Source organism: Pseudomonas sp. MF08817, assembly GCF_059862705.1.
Genome location: NZ_JCBCUY010000002.1, coordinates 82162 through 96854, shown reverse-complemented (window position 1 = coordinate 96854; position 14693 = coordinate 82162). Strand labels below are relative to the sequence as shown.

General features: G+C 61.6%; 15 protein-coding genes. 7 read left to right on the top strand and 8 right to left on the bottom strand.

The window, feature by feature from the left end; all coding sequences use genetic code 11:
- Positions 1–481 precede the first annotated feature (481 nt).
- Genes AC19YR_RS01920 through AC19YR_RS01910 form a run of 3 tightly spaced genes read left to right on the top strand, consistent with a single transcriptional unit; the run spans position 482 to position 5386 of the window.
- Positions 482–1840, top strand: coding sequence for a TolC family outer membrane protein (locus AC19YR_RS01920; RefSeq protein WP_095107357.1), 1359 nt, complete (start codon positions 482–484; stop codon positions 1838–1840).
- Between the two features lie 21 nt (positions 1841–1861).
- Entirely contained in the window at positions 1862–4021 is a 2160-nt protein-coding gene (locus tag AC19YR_RS01915) for a type I secretion system permease/ATPase (protein ID WP_500596929.1), read from the top strand.
- 9 nt (positions 4022–4030) lie between these two features.
- Complete coding sequence (locus AC19YR_RS01910; RefSeq protein ID WP_095107355.1) at positions 4031–5386, top strand: HlyD family type I secretion periplasmic adaptor subunit; 1356 nt, start codon at positions 4031–4033, stop codon at positions 5384–5386.
- On the opposite strand, the gene AC19YR_RS01905 is transcribed toward AC19YR_RS01910, so the two are convergent.
- The 3 genes from AC19YR_RS01905 to AC19YR_RS01895 all read right to left on the bottom strand — a co-directional run bounded on the left by AC19YR_RS01905 (position 5383) and on the right by AC19YR_RS01895 (position 7236).
- Positions 5383–5976 (bottom strand): tRNA-uridine aminocarboxypropyltransferase, encoded by a 594-nt coding sequence (locus tag AC19YR_RS01905; RefSeq protein ID WP_500596927.1) that lies wholly within the window; start codon positions 5974–5976, stop codon positions 5383–5385. The two genes, AC19YR_RS01910 and AC19YR_RS01905, sit on opposite strands and share 4 nt — an antisense overlap.
- Positions 5977–6070: 94 nt before the next feature.
- Positions 6071–6199 carry a PA1414 family protein gene (locus AC19YR_RS01900; RefSeq protein WP_003184145.1) on the bottom strand — a complete coding sequence of 43 codons (129 nt, stop codon included), beginning with the start codon at positions 6197–6199 and terminating at the stop codon, positions 6071–6073.
- A gap of 200 nt (positions 6200–6399) precedes the next feature.
- Positions 6400–7236, bottom strand: coding sequence for a CvfB family protein (locus AC19YR_RS01895; protein ID WP_500596925.1), 837 nt, complete (start codon positions 7234–7236; stop codon positions 6400–6402).
- Between the two features lie 326 nt (positions 7237–7562).
- Between AC19YR_RS01895 and AC19YR_RS01890 the strand changes: the two genes are divergently transcribed.
- Together AC19YR_RS01890 and AC19YR_RS01885 are read left to right on the top strand one after the other, a co-directional pair.
- Complete coding sequence (locus AC19YR_RS01890) at positions 7563–7751, top strand: PFL_1563 family small protein (RefSeq protein ID WP_176465044.1); 189 nt, start codon at positions 7563–7565, stop codon at positions 7749–7751.
- Between the two features lie 175 nt (positions 7752–7926).
- Positions 7927–8796, top strand: a complete 870-nt coding sequence (locus tag AC19YR_RS01885; protein WP_500596924.1) for a DUF6279 family lipoprotein — start codon at positions 7927–7929, stop codon at positions 8794–8796.
- On the opposite strand, the gene AC19YR_RS01880 is transcribed toward AC19YR_RS01885, so the two are convergent.
- Positions 8797–9189 carry a transcriptional regulator gene (locus AC19YR_RS01880; RefSeq protein WP_095107347.1) on the bottom strand — a complete coding sequence of 131 codons (393 nt, stop codon included), beginning with the start codon at positions 9187–9189 and terminating at the stop codon, positions 8797–8799. It lies immediately after the preceding gene.
- A 164-nt stretch (positions 9190–9353) separates the two neighbouring features.
- Here AC19YR_RS01880 and AC19YR_RS01875 point away from each other — a divergent pair, with 164 nt between their 5' ends.
- The gene (locus AC19YR_RS01875; protein ID WP_500596923.1) at positions 9354–9629 is read left to right on the top strand and encodes a hypothetical protein; all 276 of its coding nucleotides are present in this window, start codon (positions 9354–9356) and stop codon (positions 9627–9629) included.
- A 48-nt stretch (positions 9630–9677) separates the two neighbouring features.
- Here AC19YR_RS01875 and AC19YR_RS01870 read toward each other — a convergent pair whose 3' ends face one another.
- Positions 9678–11024, bottom strand: coding sequence for a DEAD/DEAH box helicase (locus tag AC19YR_RS01870; RefSeq protein ID WP_095107343.1), 1347 nt, complete (start codon positions 11022–11024; stop codon positions 9678–9680).
- Positions 11025–11216: 192 nt separating this feature from the next.
- On the opposite strand from AC19YR_RS01870, the gene AC19YR_RS01865 reads away from it, so the two are divergent.
- Entirely contained in the window at positions 11217–12488 is a 1272-nt protein-coding gene (locus tag AC19YR_RS01865) for a mechanosensitive ion channel family protein (RefSeq protein ID WP_500596921.1), read from the top strand.
- 20 nt (positions 12489–12508) lie between these two features.
- Here AC19YR_RS01865 and AC19YR_RS01860 read toward each other — a convergent pair whose 3' ends face one another.
- The 3 genes from AC19YR_RS01860 to AC19YR_RS01850 all read right to left on the bottom strand — a co-directional run bounded on the left by AC19YR_RS01860 (position 12509) and on the right by AC19YR_RS01850 (position 14656).
- Complete coding sequence (locus AC19YR_RS01860; protein WP_500596919.1) at positions 12509–13366, bottom strand: carboxylate/amino acid/amine transporter; 858 nt, start codon at positions 13364–13366, stop codon at positions 12509–12511.
- Positions 13367–13591: 225 nt separating this feature from the next.
- Entirely contained in the window at positions 13592–14191 is a 600-nt protein-coding gene (locus tag AC19YR_RS01855) for an FMN-dependent NADH-azoreductase (RefSeq protein ID WP_500596917.1), read from the bottom strand.
- Between the two features lie 150 nt (positions 14192–14341).
- Positions 14342–14656, bottom strand: a complete 315-nt coding sequence (locus AC19YR_RS01850) for a 3-phosphoglycerate kinase (RefSeq protein ID WP_095107338.1) — start codon at positions 14654–14656, stop codon at positions 14342–14344.
- Positions 14657–14693: the final 37 nt, after the last annotated feature.

Here is a 14693-nt window from a genome sequence, read left to right as displayed (position 1 = left end):
CGACCGATCTGCGCCGCGTCTCTAAGCGCGGCACAAATCCGTCACCCCTTACACCTCCCGAACTACCGGTGAAAGCGGAACAAGCCAAACAAAATCAAGCTCATCCGCCTCAAAACCGTTCAAGGGAAGGGGCGTCACAGCGCTAACCAGGGGCAAGTGACAAAAAACCGCCGCCCGAAAAACGATGCCGCCCTCGCCTTTTCACTCCTTTCCCGACCTGTACTGCAAAATTGATTGAACTTTGCGAAACCCCTTAAAAGCTCCAGAGGGCTTGGTTAATAAGGGCCCGCGCAATCAACAATGTGCTGGATCTGGCAGAGTGCATAAGTTTTTTTTGGCATAAGTGTTATGAGAAATTCTTCTTAGGTCGGCGCAAAAGTGTTCTTAGCTCTCATGTTACAAACCTGAAACGGTTTGAACTAAAAAATTCGTCAACTTTTTGGCGACTGCTAAGCACCATCAGGACCAGGGAGAAGTACCCATGCGCGTTTTGACACCCCTCTGCAGCGCGGTTTTATTGGCTATCGCCTGCGCCCCCGCGGCCCAGGCCATGTCGTTGACTGAAGCCATCCAAAGCACGCTGGATAATCACCCCGAGCTGCGTTCGACCCAGAACAGCCGTTTGTCGGCGGATGAAGACGTGAAGGTCGCCAAGGGTGGTTTTTACCCTTCGCTGGATCTCAACGCCGGGTATGGCCGTGGCTATAGCGACAACAGCACCACCCGTGGCCAGGGCAACCACCACACCGAAACGTTGAACTACACCCAGTCGGAACTGCGCCTGCGGCAAATGCTGTTCGACGGCTTTAATACCGCCAATGAAGTGGGCCGCACCCAATCGGTGGTCAACTCCCGCGCCTACTACACCCGCGGCACCGCCGAAAGCCTGGCCCTGCGTACCATCGAGGTGTACCTGGAGGTGCTCAAGCGCCGTGAACTGGTGACCCTGGCCAAGAACAACCTGCAAGCGCACCTGCGGGTGAACGACCAGATTGGCCTGCGCACCCAGCGCGGCGTGGGCAGCAACGCCGACCTCGACCAGTCGGCCGCCCGTCGTGCCCTGGCGGAAAACAACTTTGACACCGCCACCGTCGACCTGGCCGATGCCGAGGCGAACTTCTTCAGCGCCGTTGGCCGCATGCCCGACGAACTGGAAACCCTGCCCTCGATTCGTGGTGAAGTGCCCGCCAGCCTGCCGGACGCGCGCCAGAGCATGTTGGAGAACAACCCTTACCTCAAATCCGCCCAGGCCGACGTGCAGTCCGCCGAAAGCCAATATGAGGTGGCCAAGTCGCCGTTCTACCCACGTTTCGATGCCGAAGCGGCAGTGGGCGCCAACGACAACATCCAGGGCGACAAGGGCCATGACAACGAATGGCGCGTGGGCGTCATCATGAATTACAACCTGTTCAAGGGCGGCAGCGACAAGGCACGCCTGCAATCGGACGCGCACAAAATCAACCAGGCCATGGACATCCGCAACAACGCACTGCGCATGCTCAACGAGAACATCACCCTGGCCTGGAACGCCATGGTCAACGCCAAGAAGCAAACCCCCACCGCCCGCGAATACGCCGAAACCACCACCCGTGTGCGCGCCGCCTACCAAGACCAGTTCGGCCTGGGCCAACGCACCCTGCTCGACCTGCTCGACAGTGAAAACGAGCTGTACAACGCCAACCGCCGCTACACCGAAGTGCGCTACACCGAAGAGTTCTCGATGTACCGCGTGCTGGCCAACATGGGGGAGTTGCTGAACAAGGAGAAAGTCGTCGTCCCCGCCGAAGCCATCGCCCAGACCGAAGTGAGAAACGAAGCCCGTTTGCCTGAAATGAAGTAGTCGGTACAAGGAGTGCGCAACTTGACCAGCATGGAACCCGGCAATACTGGCGTGGACCCGCGTCTGAGCTTCGACGACCCGTTGTTGGACGGGTTGATGATCCTGTGCAAGCTGCACGACCGCACCGTCAGCCGTGCCAGCCTGAGCGCCGGGTTGCCCCTGGCCCAGCAACGCCTGAGCCTGGACCTGCTGCCCCGGGCCGCGGCCCGGGCCGGGTTGCAGGCGCGGGTGCTGCGCCGGGACCTGTCGGCCATTTCTGCGCTAAACCTGCCGGTGCTGCTGATCCTCAACAACGGCCGCACCGCCGTACTGCGCCGTTGGAGCGAGGACGACAAGGCGCTGATCCTGCCCAGCGAAGCCGAGGGCGGCGAGCAGTGGGTCAGCCGCCAAGAGTTGGCCGAGGAATACAGCGGCCAGGCCCTCTTCGCCCGGCCGCGCCACGAACTCGAAGACCTGCGCGCGCCCCTGGTGCCCCGGGTAGAGGCATGGTTTCGCGACACCCTCAAGCTGTCGCGCTGGCTGTACAGCGACGCGATCCTCGCCAGTTTCCTGATTAACCTGCTGGGCCTGATGGTGCCGTTGTTCGTCATGCAGACCTACGACCGCGTGGTGCCCAACCAGGCCACGTCCACCCTGTGGATGCTGTCGGTGGGCCTGTTGATCGGCACCGGGTTCGAGTTGGTGCTGCGGGTGGTGCGCGCGCACCTGTTGGACACCGCCGGCAAGAAAACCGACGTGATCCTCTCCGCCACGCTGTTTGAGCGCATCACCGGCATGTCGATGAAGGCCCGCCCGGCCACCATCGGCGGTTTTGCCCAGAGCATCCATGACTTCCAGGGCCTGCGTGAGTTCCTCACCGCCGTGACCCTGACCAGCCTCATCGACCTGCCCTTCGCCGTGCTGATGCTGGTGGTGATCGGCCTGCTCGGCGGCTGGCTGGTGGTTATCCCGCTGCTGGCGTTCCCCATCACCATCGGCTTTGCCATGGTGATCCAGGCACGCCTGCGCGACACCGTGCAAAAAAGCCTGTCCCTGGGTGCCGAACGCCAGGCCCTGCTGATCGAAACCCTCAGTGGCCTGGAAACCCTCAAGGCCTGCAGCGCCGAAAGCGAGCGCCAGCACAAATGGGAAAGCACCCACGGTGCCCTCACGCGCCTGGACAGCCATGCCCGCAACCTGTCGGCCATGGCCACCAACGGCACCCTGTTCATCCAGCAGTTGTGTGGCATGACCACCATCATCGCCGGGGTCTACAGCATCATCGCCGGCAGCCTCAGCGTCGGCGCCCTGGTGGCCACCTACATGCTCGGCAGCCGCGTGCTCTCGCCCCTGGGGCAGATCGCCGGGCTCATCACCCGCTACCAGCAAGCCCAATTGACCATGCGCAGCACCGACGCCCTGATGGGCCTGCCCCAGGAACGCGACGCCAAGCAGCGGCCGCTGGAACGCACCCAGTTGCAAGGCGCGCTGGACGTCAGCCAGGTGACCTTCCAGTACGCCGGGCAAGGCGCGCCGGCGCTGCACAACATCAGCTTCAGCGTCAAACCGGGGGAGCGCATCGGCATCATCGGCCGCAGCGGCTCGGGCAAAAGCACCCTGGGGCGCCTGGTGATGGGTTTCTACGCCCCCGACGAAGGCCAACTGCTGTTCGATGGCCTGGACCTGCGGCAACTGGACGTGGCCGACCTGCGCCAACAGATCGGCTATGTCGCCCATGACCTGCCGCTGCTGGCCGGCAGCCTGCGCGACAACCTGACCCTCGGCGCACGCTACATCAGCGATGCGCGGATGCTTGAAGTGGCGGAGCTGACCGGCGTCACCGAACTGGCCCGCCAGCACCCCCAAGGCTTCGACCGCCCGGTGGGCGAGCGCGGCCAATTGCTCTCCGGCGGCCAGCGCCAGGCTGTGCTGCTGGCCCGGGCGTTGCTACTCGACCCGCCGATCATGGTGCTCGACGAGCCTACCAGCGCCATGGACAACAGCAGCGAAGACACCCTGCGCCAACGCCTGCACACCTGGGTCGCGGGCAAGACCTTGTTGCTGGTCACCCATCGCACCTCAATGCTCAGCCTGGTGGATCGCCTGATCGTGCTGGACAACGGCAAGATCGTCGCCGACGGTCCCAAGGAAGCGGTCATCGATGCACTGCGCAAGGGCCGTGTCGGCTCTGCGGCCGTCTAGGAGGCGCCCATGTCCAACCCCACTGCCCCGCGCGGCTACTTCGCTCGTTTCAACAAAAACGCCGACAGCGAATTCATGCCCGAAGTGGCCGGCGTCGCCCAGGAAGACTCGCCGCGCTGGTCGCGCCTGACGGTGTGGATCGCCGCCGCGCTCATCATCAGCGCCCTGCTGTGGGCCAAATTCGCTGTGCTGCAAGAAGTGACCATGGGCGAAGGCAAGGCCATTCCGTCGAGCAAGGTGCAGGTGATCCAGAACCTAGAGGGCGGCATCGTCACCGAGATCTTCGTGCGCGAAGGGCAAATGGTGAACAAGGGCGACACCCTGCTGCGCCTGGATGACACGCGGTTTCGCTCCAACAAGGGCGAAAGCGAGGTGGACCGCTTCACCCTCACCGCCCAGGTCGAACGCCTGTCGGCCGAAGCCGAGGGCCGGCCCTTCAAGCTCTCCGACGAAGTGGTGGCCAAGGCCCCGCAAGTGGCCGAGGACGAACGCTCGCTGTTCGAGCAGCGCCAACGCAGGTTGGCCAGCGAACAACGGACCTTGAGTGAGCAACTTCGGCAAAAAACCCAAGAACTGGCGGAATTTCGCTCAAAACAAGGGCAATTCAGCTCAAGCCTGGGGCTGCTGCAACAGGAAATGAACATGTCCGCGCCCCTGGTGGGCACCGGGGCGGTGTCGCCGGTGGAAATCCTGCGCCTCAAACGCGCCGCCGTGGAAATCCGCGGTTCCCTCAATGCCACCACCCTGGCCATTCCCCGGGCCGAATCGGCGATCAATGAGATCAAGAGCAAGATCGATGAATCGGAGCAGAGCTTCCGCTCCGAGGCGGCCAAGGAACTCAACGAAAAACGCGCCGAACTGTCGAAAATCACCGCCACCAGCATCGCCATCGACGACCGCGTCACCCGTACCACGGTGACCTCCCCGGTGCATGGGGTCATCAAGCAGCTCAAGGTCAACACCATCGGCGGCGTGGTCCAACCCGGCAGCGACATGGTGGAAATCGTGCCCCTGGAAGACAACCTGCTGATCGAAGCCAAAGTCCGCCCGCAGGACGTGGCCTTCCTGCACCCGGGGCAGAAAGCCATGGTCAAGTTCAGCGCCTACGACTACACCATCTACGGCGGCCTGAGCGCCAAGCTGGAATTGATCGGCGCCGACACCATCACCGACGACAAAGGCAACAGTTTCTACCTGATCCAGGTGCGCACCGACAAAAACCACCTGGGCGGCGACGTCAAACCGCTGCTGATAATCCCCGGCATGGTGGCCACCGTGGACATCATCACCGGCGAAAAAAGTGTGCTCGATTACCTGCTCAAACCGGTGCTCAAGGCTCGCACCGAGGCGATGCGCGAACGCTAGACACCGTGGTTGCGCTGGTAAACGTCATCACCCATCGCCGCGATCTGGCCCTCGATCAACGCCTCGAACGGGTGCAGCAATGGCTCGAACGAGGCCGGCGCCTCCAGCACCTGCAACGCCTGGGCAATCGCCTCCACCGTGGACAACGCCCCCGGCCCCGGCGCCTTGCGCAAGCGGTAGCGCGACACCGCCCCCGCCGCCAGGCTGACCCGGGGCAGCGCGGCCAGCAGCGGATTGAGGTGCAACAGCTTGCGCGCCTTGCGCCAGGTGCCGTCCGGCACCACCAGCAACAGCGGTAGCTCCGCCGGCCCATAAGCGTGCAGCGCCTGGGATTCTTCGCCCGGAAACAACAACCGCGCCTGGTAACCGGGGCGGTCGAGCAGCGCCGGTAGGTCGGCGAACACCTCGCCCACGATCAACTCAGCGTTATTAAGGCCCAACGCCGCCAGGCGCGCGGTGTTCAGCGCGTGGCGTACCTCGCTGGGGTGCTGCAGCAACAGCACCCGGGTGCGGCTGTCGAGGCTGGGGATCAGCGGGCACAGGCAATGGGTGTCGGGGCGCAGGCAGCGCGGGCAGTGTGGGCGGGGCATAGGGTTCTGGACAAAGAAAAAGCCCGGGGCGGGCACAGGGGAAAACCGGTGGGCCTGACCGGCATCAGGCCCTGGGTCACTTCAAGGGCGGGGGTTAGCGGCGGCGCGGCTGGCGACGGCGTTGCTCGTCGTCCGTGCGGATAGGCACCGGTTGCAGCGGCGGTTCGATCAGACCCAGCGCAACACCGAGGTCGTGGAGCCAGTTTTGAATTTTCTCTTTCATGGTGCCCCCTTCAGGGTAATGCGGTGCGATCGAGAGTCTTAAACGTGTTCTCACAGAGAATAGTCCTAACTCCTACGCAATGCTCGCTCGTTCTTACAATGATCTATTACTGAATCCATCAGCAATAGGCCCTGCATCCCACGTAAACCCCGGCAAACCGCCGCGCTAGGCGGCTCAATGCCACTATCCCCCTCAGGCAATCAGCTCAACTCGATGCGGTCGGCGTGGATCACGATCTGCCCACCTTTGTAGAGCGCGCCAATGGCTTTCTTGAAGTTGCCCTTGCTGACGCCAAACAGGCTGCTAATCAAGGCCGGGTCGCTTTTGTCGCTGACCGGCAGGCTGCCGTTGTTTTCGCGCAACTTGGCGAGGATCTTGGAGTTCAGGCTGCTGACGGCTTCTTCACCCACCGGTTGCAGGCTCAGGCTGATCTTGCCGTCGGCACGAATCTCTTTGATAAAGCCTTTTTCTTCTTTACCGGCGCGCATGAACTTGAAGATTTCGTTCTTGTGGATCAAGCCCCAGTGCTTGTTGTTGATGATGGCCTTGAAGCCCATGTCGGTCGCTTCGGCCACCAGCAAGTCCACTTCCTGGCCCACTTGGTAGTTGGCCGGGGTTTTGTCCAGGTAACGGTCCAGGCGCGCGGTGGCGGTGATGCGGCGGGTGTGTTTGTCGAGGTACACATGCACCACGCAGTACTCGCCGGCGGTCATCTGGCGTTTTTCTTCGGAGTACGGCAGCAACAGGTCCTTGGGCAGGCCCCAGTCGAGGAACACGCCGATGCTGTTGACTTCAACCACTTTCAAACTGGCGAATTCACCGACCTGAACTTTGGGTTTTTCCGTGGTGGCGATAAGTTTGTCATCGCTGTCCAAATAAATAAAAACGTTGAGCCAGTCTTCATCTTCGCTGGGAATATCTTTTGGAATATAACGATTGGGCAGCAGGATTTCGCCATCGGCGCCGCCGTCCAGATACAAACCGAAGTTAGTATGTTTAACCACTTGCAAACTGTTGTAGCGTCCGACTAAAGCCATTTCCAATACCCTCATTGCGTGGGCGGCATTCTACCCGAGTTTACCGGCGCCGTTCTGCAGGCTGCGGGCGCGGCGGAAAAAAGTCCTTGTGGCGCCTGAATTTAGCGCACGGACGAGCCGCTCGTCAGGCCGCGCTTGGGGCAATCGGCGCAACGCCCGTATTTATTTGCCGCCTCTTTTGAGTGAAAACAACCGCTTAGGGCGTTATTTGAATGCGCGGGTTTTAATTTCCAAACGATGAGTTAATTCATTTCAGCAGATATTTACCAAGCAATTGTCAAGTATTTCCTGTACGATGCCTGGCCAAGTTAATTTTCTACAGGTTAATGGCCGCCATGCGCGTAAAAGCATCCAATAGCAAATCAAAGCCAGCTCCAGCCGTTGAAACCAGCGATTCGATCAACGAGCAGATTGCTGCTTTCCTGAAGTCCGGCGGTGAAATCCAGCAAATCGCCAAAGGCGTCAGTGGCCAGACCTTCGGCCCGTCCAAGCAAATTACCCTTGGCAAAAAGTAACACCCCGCGCAGCAATCCCTGGTCCCTAAGCGCTTCGAGCCTCGAAGCGCCAGGGCTAGAGCCCCGCCTCCCCCATCACCCGTAAAAATCCTGCCCCAGCGCCTGAACCACACTGAACTGCCAGCACCCTTGCGGGTTCAGATGAGGGTCTATGACTGCCTGCCAGGACTTGCCCATGCCCCGCTGGTTCAACGCCATCACCCTGCTCTTGGCCCTCGGCCTGACCCTCGCCGGGTGCAGCCGCGTCGGGCTGGCCTACCGCAACCTTGATGTGATCGTGCCGTGGACGCTCAGCGACTACCTGGACATGAACCGCCCCCAAAAAGATTGGTTCGACCAACGTCTCAAGGAGCACCTGAGCTGGCATTGCAGCACCCAATTGCCTGCCTACCTGGACTGGCTCGACCGTGTCGAGGCCATGGTCAAGACCGACCAGGTCAGCGATCAGGCCCTGCAAGCCCGGGCCGCAGAAGCCAAGCAAGCCATCAGCCAAACCGCCCGGGCCATTACCCCCTCGGCCGTGGAGCTGCTGCAAGGGCTGAGCGAGCGGCAAGTGGCCGAGATGAACGCGGCCTTCGCCAAGGACCTGCGCGAACGCCAGGCCAAATACGTCGAACCACCGCTGGAGCAGCAAATCCGCGAGCGCGCCGAGCGCATGGCCAAGCGCCTGGCCACTTGGCTCGGCCCCCTCAGCCCCGGCCAGCGGCAACGGGTACAGGCTTGGTCTGCCAGCCTGGGCGAGCAAAACCGCGAATGGATCGCCAACCGCGCCCAATGGCAAGGCGAGTTCAGCACCGCAGTGGCCCAGCGTCATGCCGCTGACTTCCCACAACGCATCGAGCAATTGCTGGTGGAACGCGAGCAGTTGTGGAGCCCCGCCTATCGCCAGGCCTTCGAGCGGACCGAGCAAGCGGCCCGCAGCCTGATCGTTGACCTCATGGCCCAAAGCACTGAGGCCCAGCGTTCACGCCTGCTGAAAAAACTCGACGGCGTGCGCCAGGACCTCACTTCACTGCAATGCCTGCAAACCGTGCGCCCCGGTTAATCAGGCGTTCTGCGCCCTGGACGCCAGGCTGTCGAAGGTCGCGGTGTCGAGGGCGTCGGCCTGTTGGTCCAACAGTTCGCGGGGGTGGTCGTTGCCGGGAATGCTGCTGTCGATCATCGCCAGCAAGCTGGAACCGCGAGGTGTCAGCACAAAATTTTCGCCATTTCCGCCCTCTTCCTCGGGGCGCGGTGCGATGAAACCACGGTCGAGCAGGAGCTTTTCGTACTCGGTGGCGGTGGTTTTCAGATGGTCGAGGTTCTCCACCTGCTCACCTTCCGCCGCTTTGGCCGCTGCGTGCTCTTCGGCATAGGGCCGTGGGGTGAAGCTGTGGTCGGCGCCGTTCTGAACTTCGTGGAGCAGGCGTTCGATCAGTTCCCAGTTGTAAGTAGTCATCCTGAATCCTCCGGCAGGCATAAGAAAAAGATGCCTTTCAAAGGGTGTGACCTGCCTGTTCCGCAGCCGTTCAGCCGGGTTGATGGGCGCAATTTCACTGAACTTTTGCCCAAGCGCCAGCCTCAACCGGGCGTAGTGCACCCGCAAACCTGGAGGTCTGCATCATGAATACCCTGTTGAAATTGACGGTCGCCGCCGCCCTGTTCACCGCCCTGCCCGCCTGGGCCTGCACCCCCGAAGAGGCCGAAGCCAAACGCAAGGAAGTGGCCGAGAAGGTCACCCAGATCACCGAGCAGAACCCGGCCAAAGCCAAGGAGATCAACGACGAGTTGCAGCAAATGGACCTGACCACCGCCAGCAAGGATTTGCCGGACAAATGCCAGTTGATCGACAAACGCCTTCAAGAGCTGAACAAGGCCGAGGCCAAGGCAGATAGTTGAGGCCATAAAAAACCGGCCAGGGGCCGGTTTTTTTAAGGCCTGCGCGCCTTACTCGGCCGCAGGTGCTTCGGGCTTGCGGCGCTTGAGCGGCGCCATGCCGTCCTTGCTGACCAGCGACAGGGCGTCGGTCTTGGGGCGGTTGGCGATCTTGCGTTTGGTCGGCGACTTGGCGCCGGTTTTCTTCTTCTCGCCCTTGGCGTCGACCTTTTTCTTCTTCACGCCCACGGCTTTGCCCGAGGCCTTGACCTTTTTCGGCCCGCCGTAGGTGCCTTTGACTTCCTTGATGGTGCGGCGCTCGAAGCTTTGCTTGAGGTAGCGCTCGATGCTCGACATCAGGTTCCAGTCGCCATGGCAGATCAGCGAGATCGCCAGGCCATCGTTACCGGCGCGGCCGGTGCGGCCGATACGGTGCACGTACTCGTCGCCGCTGCGGGGCATGTCGAAGTTAATCACCATGTCCAGGCCTTCGACGTCCAGCCCGCGGGCGGCGACGTCGGTGGCGACGAGGATTTTCACGCCGCCCTGCTTGAGGCGGTCGATGGCCAGCTTGCGGTCTTTCTGGTCTTTTTCGCCGTGCAGGACGAAGGCCTTGTATTCCTGCGCCACGAGGCGGCCGTAGATGCGGTCGGCCATGGCCCGGGTGTTGGTGAAGATGATTGCCTTCTGATAAGTCTCATTGGCCAGCAGCCAATTGACGATCTGTTCTTTGTGCTGGTTGTGGTCGGCCGTGATGATCTGCTGACGAGTGGTCGCGTTCAGTTGGCTGACGCTGTTGAGCTGCAAGTGCTCAGGGTTGACCAGCACCTTGGCGACCATGTCGCGCAGGGTGGAGCCGCCGGTGGTGGCGGAGAACAGCATGGTCTGCTGGCGGTTGGCGCATTCCTCGACCAAACGCTGCACGTCGTCGGCAAAACCCATGTCGAGCATGCGGTCGGCTTCGTCCAGCACCAGCACTTCGACTTCCTTGAGGTCGAGGTTACCGGCGTTGAGCTGCTCGATCATCCGCCCCGGCGTACCGATGAGGATGTCCGGCACCTTGCGCAGCATGGCGGCTTGCACCTTGAAGTCTTCGCCGCCGGTAATCAGACCGGACTTGATGAAGGTGAATTGGGCGAAACGCTCCACTTCCTTCAAGGTCTGCTGGGCCAGTTCGCGGGTCGGCAGCAGGATCAGGGTCTTGATGCTGACGCGGACTTTCGCCGGGCCGATCAAGCGGTTGAGGATCGGCAGGACGAAAGCGGCGGTTTTGCCACTGCCGGTTTGCGCCGTCACCCGCAGGTCACGCCCTTCGAGCGCGAGCGGGATGGCCGCGGCTTGCACTGGCGTAGGCTCGACAAATTTAAGCTCGGCCACGGCTTTGAGCAGGCGTTCGTGCAGGGCGAATTGGGAAAACACGGGTGCTACCTCGAAGAAATGCAGAAAAACAGCCGCATAGGGTAACGGTTTCGCGCGGCCAAACCGAGTTTCTTTACGCAAAGCAGCGCAATCAGCTGCATTTTTGTTAGCGAACTTGTCCCGAATCGTAACCTCGCTTGTCTTAAATGCTCTAATCGCCCGGTCTCGTCCTACAGAAGAATCGCTTTACCCATGGATATGAAACAGCTCTGGCTCAACGCCCAAGACCTCTGGGGCATGCTCGATCAACACCCGCTGCTGTTTTCCGGCCTGGCCCTGAGCGCCTTGCTGGTGGTCGCCCTGGTGCTCGGACGAGTGGCACGCTACTTAATTCTGCACGCCGCCCGGCTACTGGGCCGGCAACCGGCCCTGCACTGGGTCAACGACTTGCGCGAAAACAAGGTGTTCCATCGCCTGGCCCAGATGACGCCGTCGCTGATCGTGCAGTTCGGCCTCAACCTGGTGCCGGATCTGAGCAAGAACAGCCACGTGTTTCTGGGCAACGTCGCCCTGGCATTCACCATCCTGTTCCTGGTACTGAGCCTCAGCGCCCTGCTCAATGCCTTGCTGGACATCTACGCGCGCACCGAACACGCCCGCACCCGGTCGATCAAGGGCTACGTGCAACTGGCGAAAATGGTGCTGTACGTGTTTGGCGCGATCATCATCGTCGCCACCCTGATAAACCGCTCGCCGCTGTTGCTGCTATCCGGCCTGGGGGCGATGTCGGCGGTGATCCTGTTGGTCTACAAGGACACCCTGCTGTCGTTCGTCGCCAGCGTGCAGTTGACCAGCAACGACATGCTGCGGGTCGGCGACTGGATCGAAATGCCCCAAGTCGGCGCCGACGGCGACGTGGTGGACATCACCCTGCACACGGTCAAGGTGCAGAATTTCGATAAAACCATCGTGTCCATTCCCACCTGGCGCCTGATGTCCGAGTCGTTCAAGAACTGGCGCGGCATGCAACAGGCCGGTGGCCGGCGGATCAAGCGCAGCCTGTACATCGACGCCATCGGTGTGCGTTTCCTGCGCGACGAGGAAGAACAATGCCTGACCCAGGTGCACCTGCTGACCGACTACATCGGCCGCAAACAGGCTGAACTCAAGAGTTGGAACGAGGCCCAGGGCAACGTCGCCGAGCTGTCGGCCAACCGCCGCCGCATGACCAACCTGGGGACTTTCCGCGCCTACGCGCTGGCGTACCTCAAGAGCCACCCGGAAATTCAGCCGAACATGACCTGCATGGTCCGCCAGATGCAAACCACGGCCCAAGGGGTGCCGCTGGAGATCTACTGCTTCACCCGCACCACCGCGTGGGCCGATTACGAGCGGATCCAGGGCGATATCTTCGACTACCTGCTGGCGGTGCTACCGGAATTCGGCCTGAGCCTGTACCAACAGCCCAGCGGCAACGACCTGCGCGCCGGGCTCTTCCCGCCTCTCGCCCCCGAAACAACGTAGCAAGCGAGCTCGCCCGCTTGCTACGAGGTGCGAAGTGCGCCGCGGCGGCTGATCCACACCGCGCCCAGGATCACCAGGGCGCCAAGGGCCAGGCGCCCCAGGTCTTCGTGCTGGTTCCAGATCAACAGGTTGACCAGCAGCCCCAGCGGCACGTGCAGGTTGTTCATCACCGCCAGGGTGCCGCCACTGACCAGGCACGCGCCCTTGTTCCACCAGTACATCCCCAGCGCCGTAGACACCAACCCCAAAAACACCAGCACGCTCCACTGCAACGGCGCTGCGGGCCAAAAATCCGCCTTGCCGAAGGCCAGGAACGCCGGTAACACCACCGCCAGCGCCCCCAAGTAGAAGTAACCGAAGCGCCGGTAATGGGGCAGGTCACTGGGGTGGCGCGCCACCAAATGCTTGTACAGCACCTGCCCCGCCGCATAGGTGAAGTTGGCCAGTTGCAGGAGCAAGAACCCCATGAAGAAGTCCGGGTTGATGCGGTCCAGGCGAATTACCGCCGCGCCCAGCACCGCCACCAGCGCCGCGATCAACGCCCAAGGGTTGAAACGCCGGTTCAGGGCATCTTCGATCAGGGTCACGTGCAACGGCGTGAGGATGGTGAACAGCAGCACCTCCGGCACCGTCAGCACCCGAAAACTCAGGTACAGGCACACGTAGGTGACGCCGAACTGCAACGCGCCGATCAGCAGCATGGCGCGCATGAAACGCGGTTCCACCTGGCGCCAACGGGTCAGGGGAATGAACACCAACCCGGCCAATACCACCCGCACCAGCACGGCGAAGTAGCTGTCCACATGCCCGGCCAGGTATTCGCCGATCAAGCTGAAGGAAAACGCCTGAATCAGCGTGACAACCAGTAGATAGCCCATAGGCACCTCATTTCAAATGGCGGCGACCTTAGCGGTTTTGCGCCGCGCAGGGAAACCCGGCAGGAACCCGCAGGCAAAAAAAACCCGATCAGGCCACAGGGCCGATCGGGCGGGAGCACTCAGGAGCAACAAGTGCAAAGGGAGGTTCGATGCGCGAACCGATCTGAAGGGGAATGCGCAAGGAGGCCTACTAAGCCTGCCTACGATTACCGGGCGATTAACGCCTTAGGCGAGCTGGGCCAAACGGGCGTTGGCCTGGCTCAGGCCTTTGTCGTGGAAGTCGGCGCCCAGGTTCAGGCCTTCGGCATGAATGAACGCCACGTCGTGGATGCCGATAAACGCCATGACCTGGCGCAGGTAGGGTTCCTGGTGGTCGGCGCTGCTGCCGGCGTAGATGCCGCCACGGGCCGTCAACACAAAGGCGCGCTTGCCGGTGAGCAGGCCTTGGGGGCCGGTGGCGGTGTATTTGAATGTCACTCCGGCGCGCAGCACGTGGTCGAGCCAGGCCTTGAGGGTGCTGGGGATGGTGAAGTTGTACATGGGCGCGGCCATGACCAGCACATCGGCGGCCAGCAGTTCCTCGGTCAAGGCTTCGGAACGCTCCAGGGAGGCCTGTTCGGCTTGCGTACGTTGTTCGGCGGGTTTCATCCAGCCGCCCAGCAGGTGGGCGTCCAGGTGCGGCACCGGGTTGAGGGCCAGGTCACGCACGCTGATCTGATCCGCCGGGTGCGCGGCCTGCCACTGGGTAATGAAGGTCTGGGTCAGTTGGCGGGACACCGAGTCCTGCTGGCGGGCGCTGCTTTCGATGATAAGAACGCGTGACATAGCTTGTAGGCTCCATCGGTAGATGCTGTAAGGCGATGGAGTGGAGGTTAAACAGAGTCATATCGATGAAAAAGCGCAAATAACTGCTATAACCGATCTATAAATTCGTTTATAAGCGAAGCGTTCCCCGTAGGACCGCCTCCCGTCCCGTTACTTGGCCACGCAGGTCAGCTCGATACGCAGGCGGATGATGCTGCGGTTGAACTTGGCCGTGGCGTTCCTGAACTTGCCGGCCGGCACCTCGACTTTGCGGGTGCGCGGCGCCTCGGGGCCATTACGGAACACCACCGTGCACAGCGCGTCGCTCTTGCCGTAGTTGTTGATCTGGATGGAGCCGATGTCGGCATCGGTGTCGAACGCGGTGTAGTCGACGCTCACGCCGGTGAGGTGTTTTTCCACCGCGATCGGGTAGGCGAACGCACTAAGCGGCAACAGCGCCAGTAACGCAAAACAAATTTTTCTCATTCGGCAGCCTCCAACAAAGGGCTGCCAGCTTAGGACA

Bases quoted from the DNA above. Each gene is read 5' to 3' on its own strand.
- AC19YR_RS01920 (WP_095107357.1), top strand. From the start codon at position 482: ATGCGCGTTTTGACACCCCTCTGCAGCGCGGTTTTATTGGCTATCGCC.
- AC19YR_RS01910 (WP_095107355.1), top strand. From the start codon at position 4,031: ATGTCCAACCCCACTGCCCCGCGCGGCTACTTCGCTCGTTTCAACAAA.
- AC19YR_RS01905 (WP_500596927.1), bottom strand. From the start codon at position 5,976: ATGCCCCGCCCACACTGCCCGCGCTGCCTGCGCCCCGACACCCATTGC.
- AC19YR_RS01900 (WP_003184145.1), bottom strand. From the start codon at position 6,199: ATGAAAGAGAAAATTCAAAACTGGCTCCACGACCTCGGTGTTGCGCTG.
- AC19YR_RS01895 (WP_500596925.1), bottom strand. From the start codon at position 7,236: ATGGCTTTAGTCGGACGCTACAACAGTTTGCAAGTGGTTAAACATACT.
- AC19YR_RS01890 (WP_176465044.1), top strand. From the start codon at position 7,563: ATGGCCGCCATGCGCGTAAAAGCATCCAATAGCAAATCAAAGCCAGCT.
- AC19YR_RS01885 (WP_500596924.1), top strand. From the start codon at position 7,927: ATGCCCCGCTGGTTCAACGCCATCACCCTGCTCTTGGCCCTCGGCCTG.
- AC19YR_RS01880 (WP_095107347.1), bottom strand. From the start codon at position 9,189: ATGACTACTTACAACTGGGAACTGATCGAACGCCTGCTCCACGAAGTT.
- AC19YR_RS01875 (WP_500596923.1), top strand. From the start codon at position 9,354: ATGAATACCCTGTTGAAATTGACGGTCGCCGCCGCCCTGTTCACCGCC.
- AC19YR_RS01865 (WP_500596921.1), top strand. From the start codon at position 11,217: ATGGATATGAAACAGCTCTGGCTCAACGCCCAAGACCTCTGGGGCATG.
- AC19YR_RS01860 (WP_500596919.1), bottom strand. From the start codon at position 13,366: ATGGGCTATCTACTGGTTGTCACGCTGATTCAGGCGTTTTCCTTCAGC.
- AC19YR_RS01855 (WP_500596917.1), bottom strand. From the start codon at position 14,191: ATGTCACGCGTTCTTATCATCGAAAGCAGCGCCCGCCAGCAGGACTCG.
- AC19YR_RS01850 (WP_095107338.1), bottom strand. From the start codon at position 14,656: ATGAGAAAAATTTGTTTTGCGTTACTGGCGCTGTTGCCGCTTAGTGCG.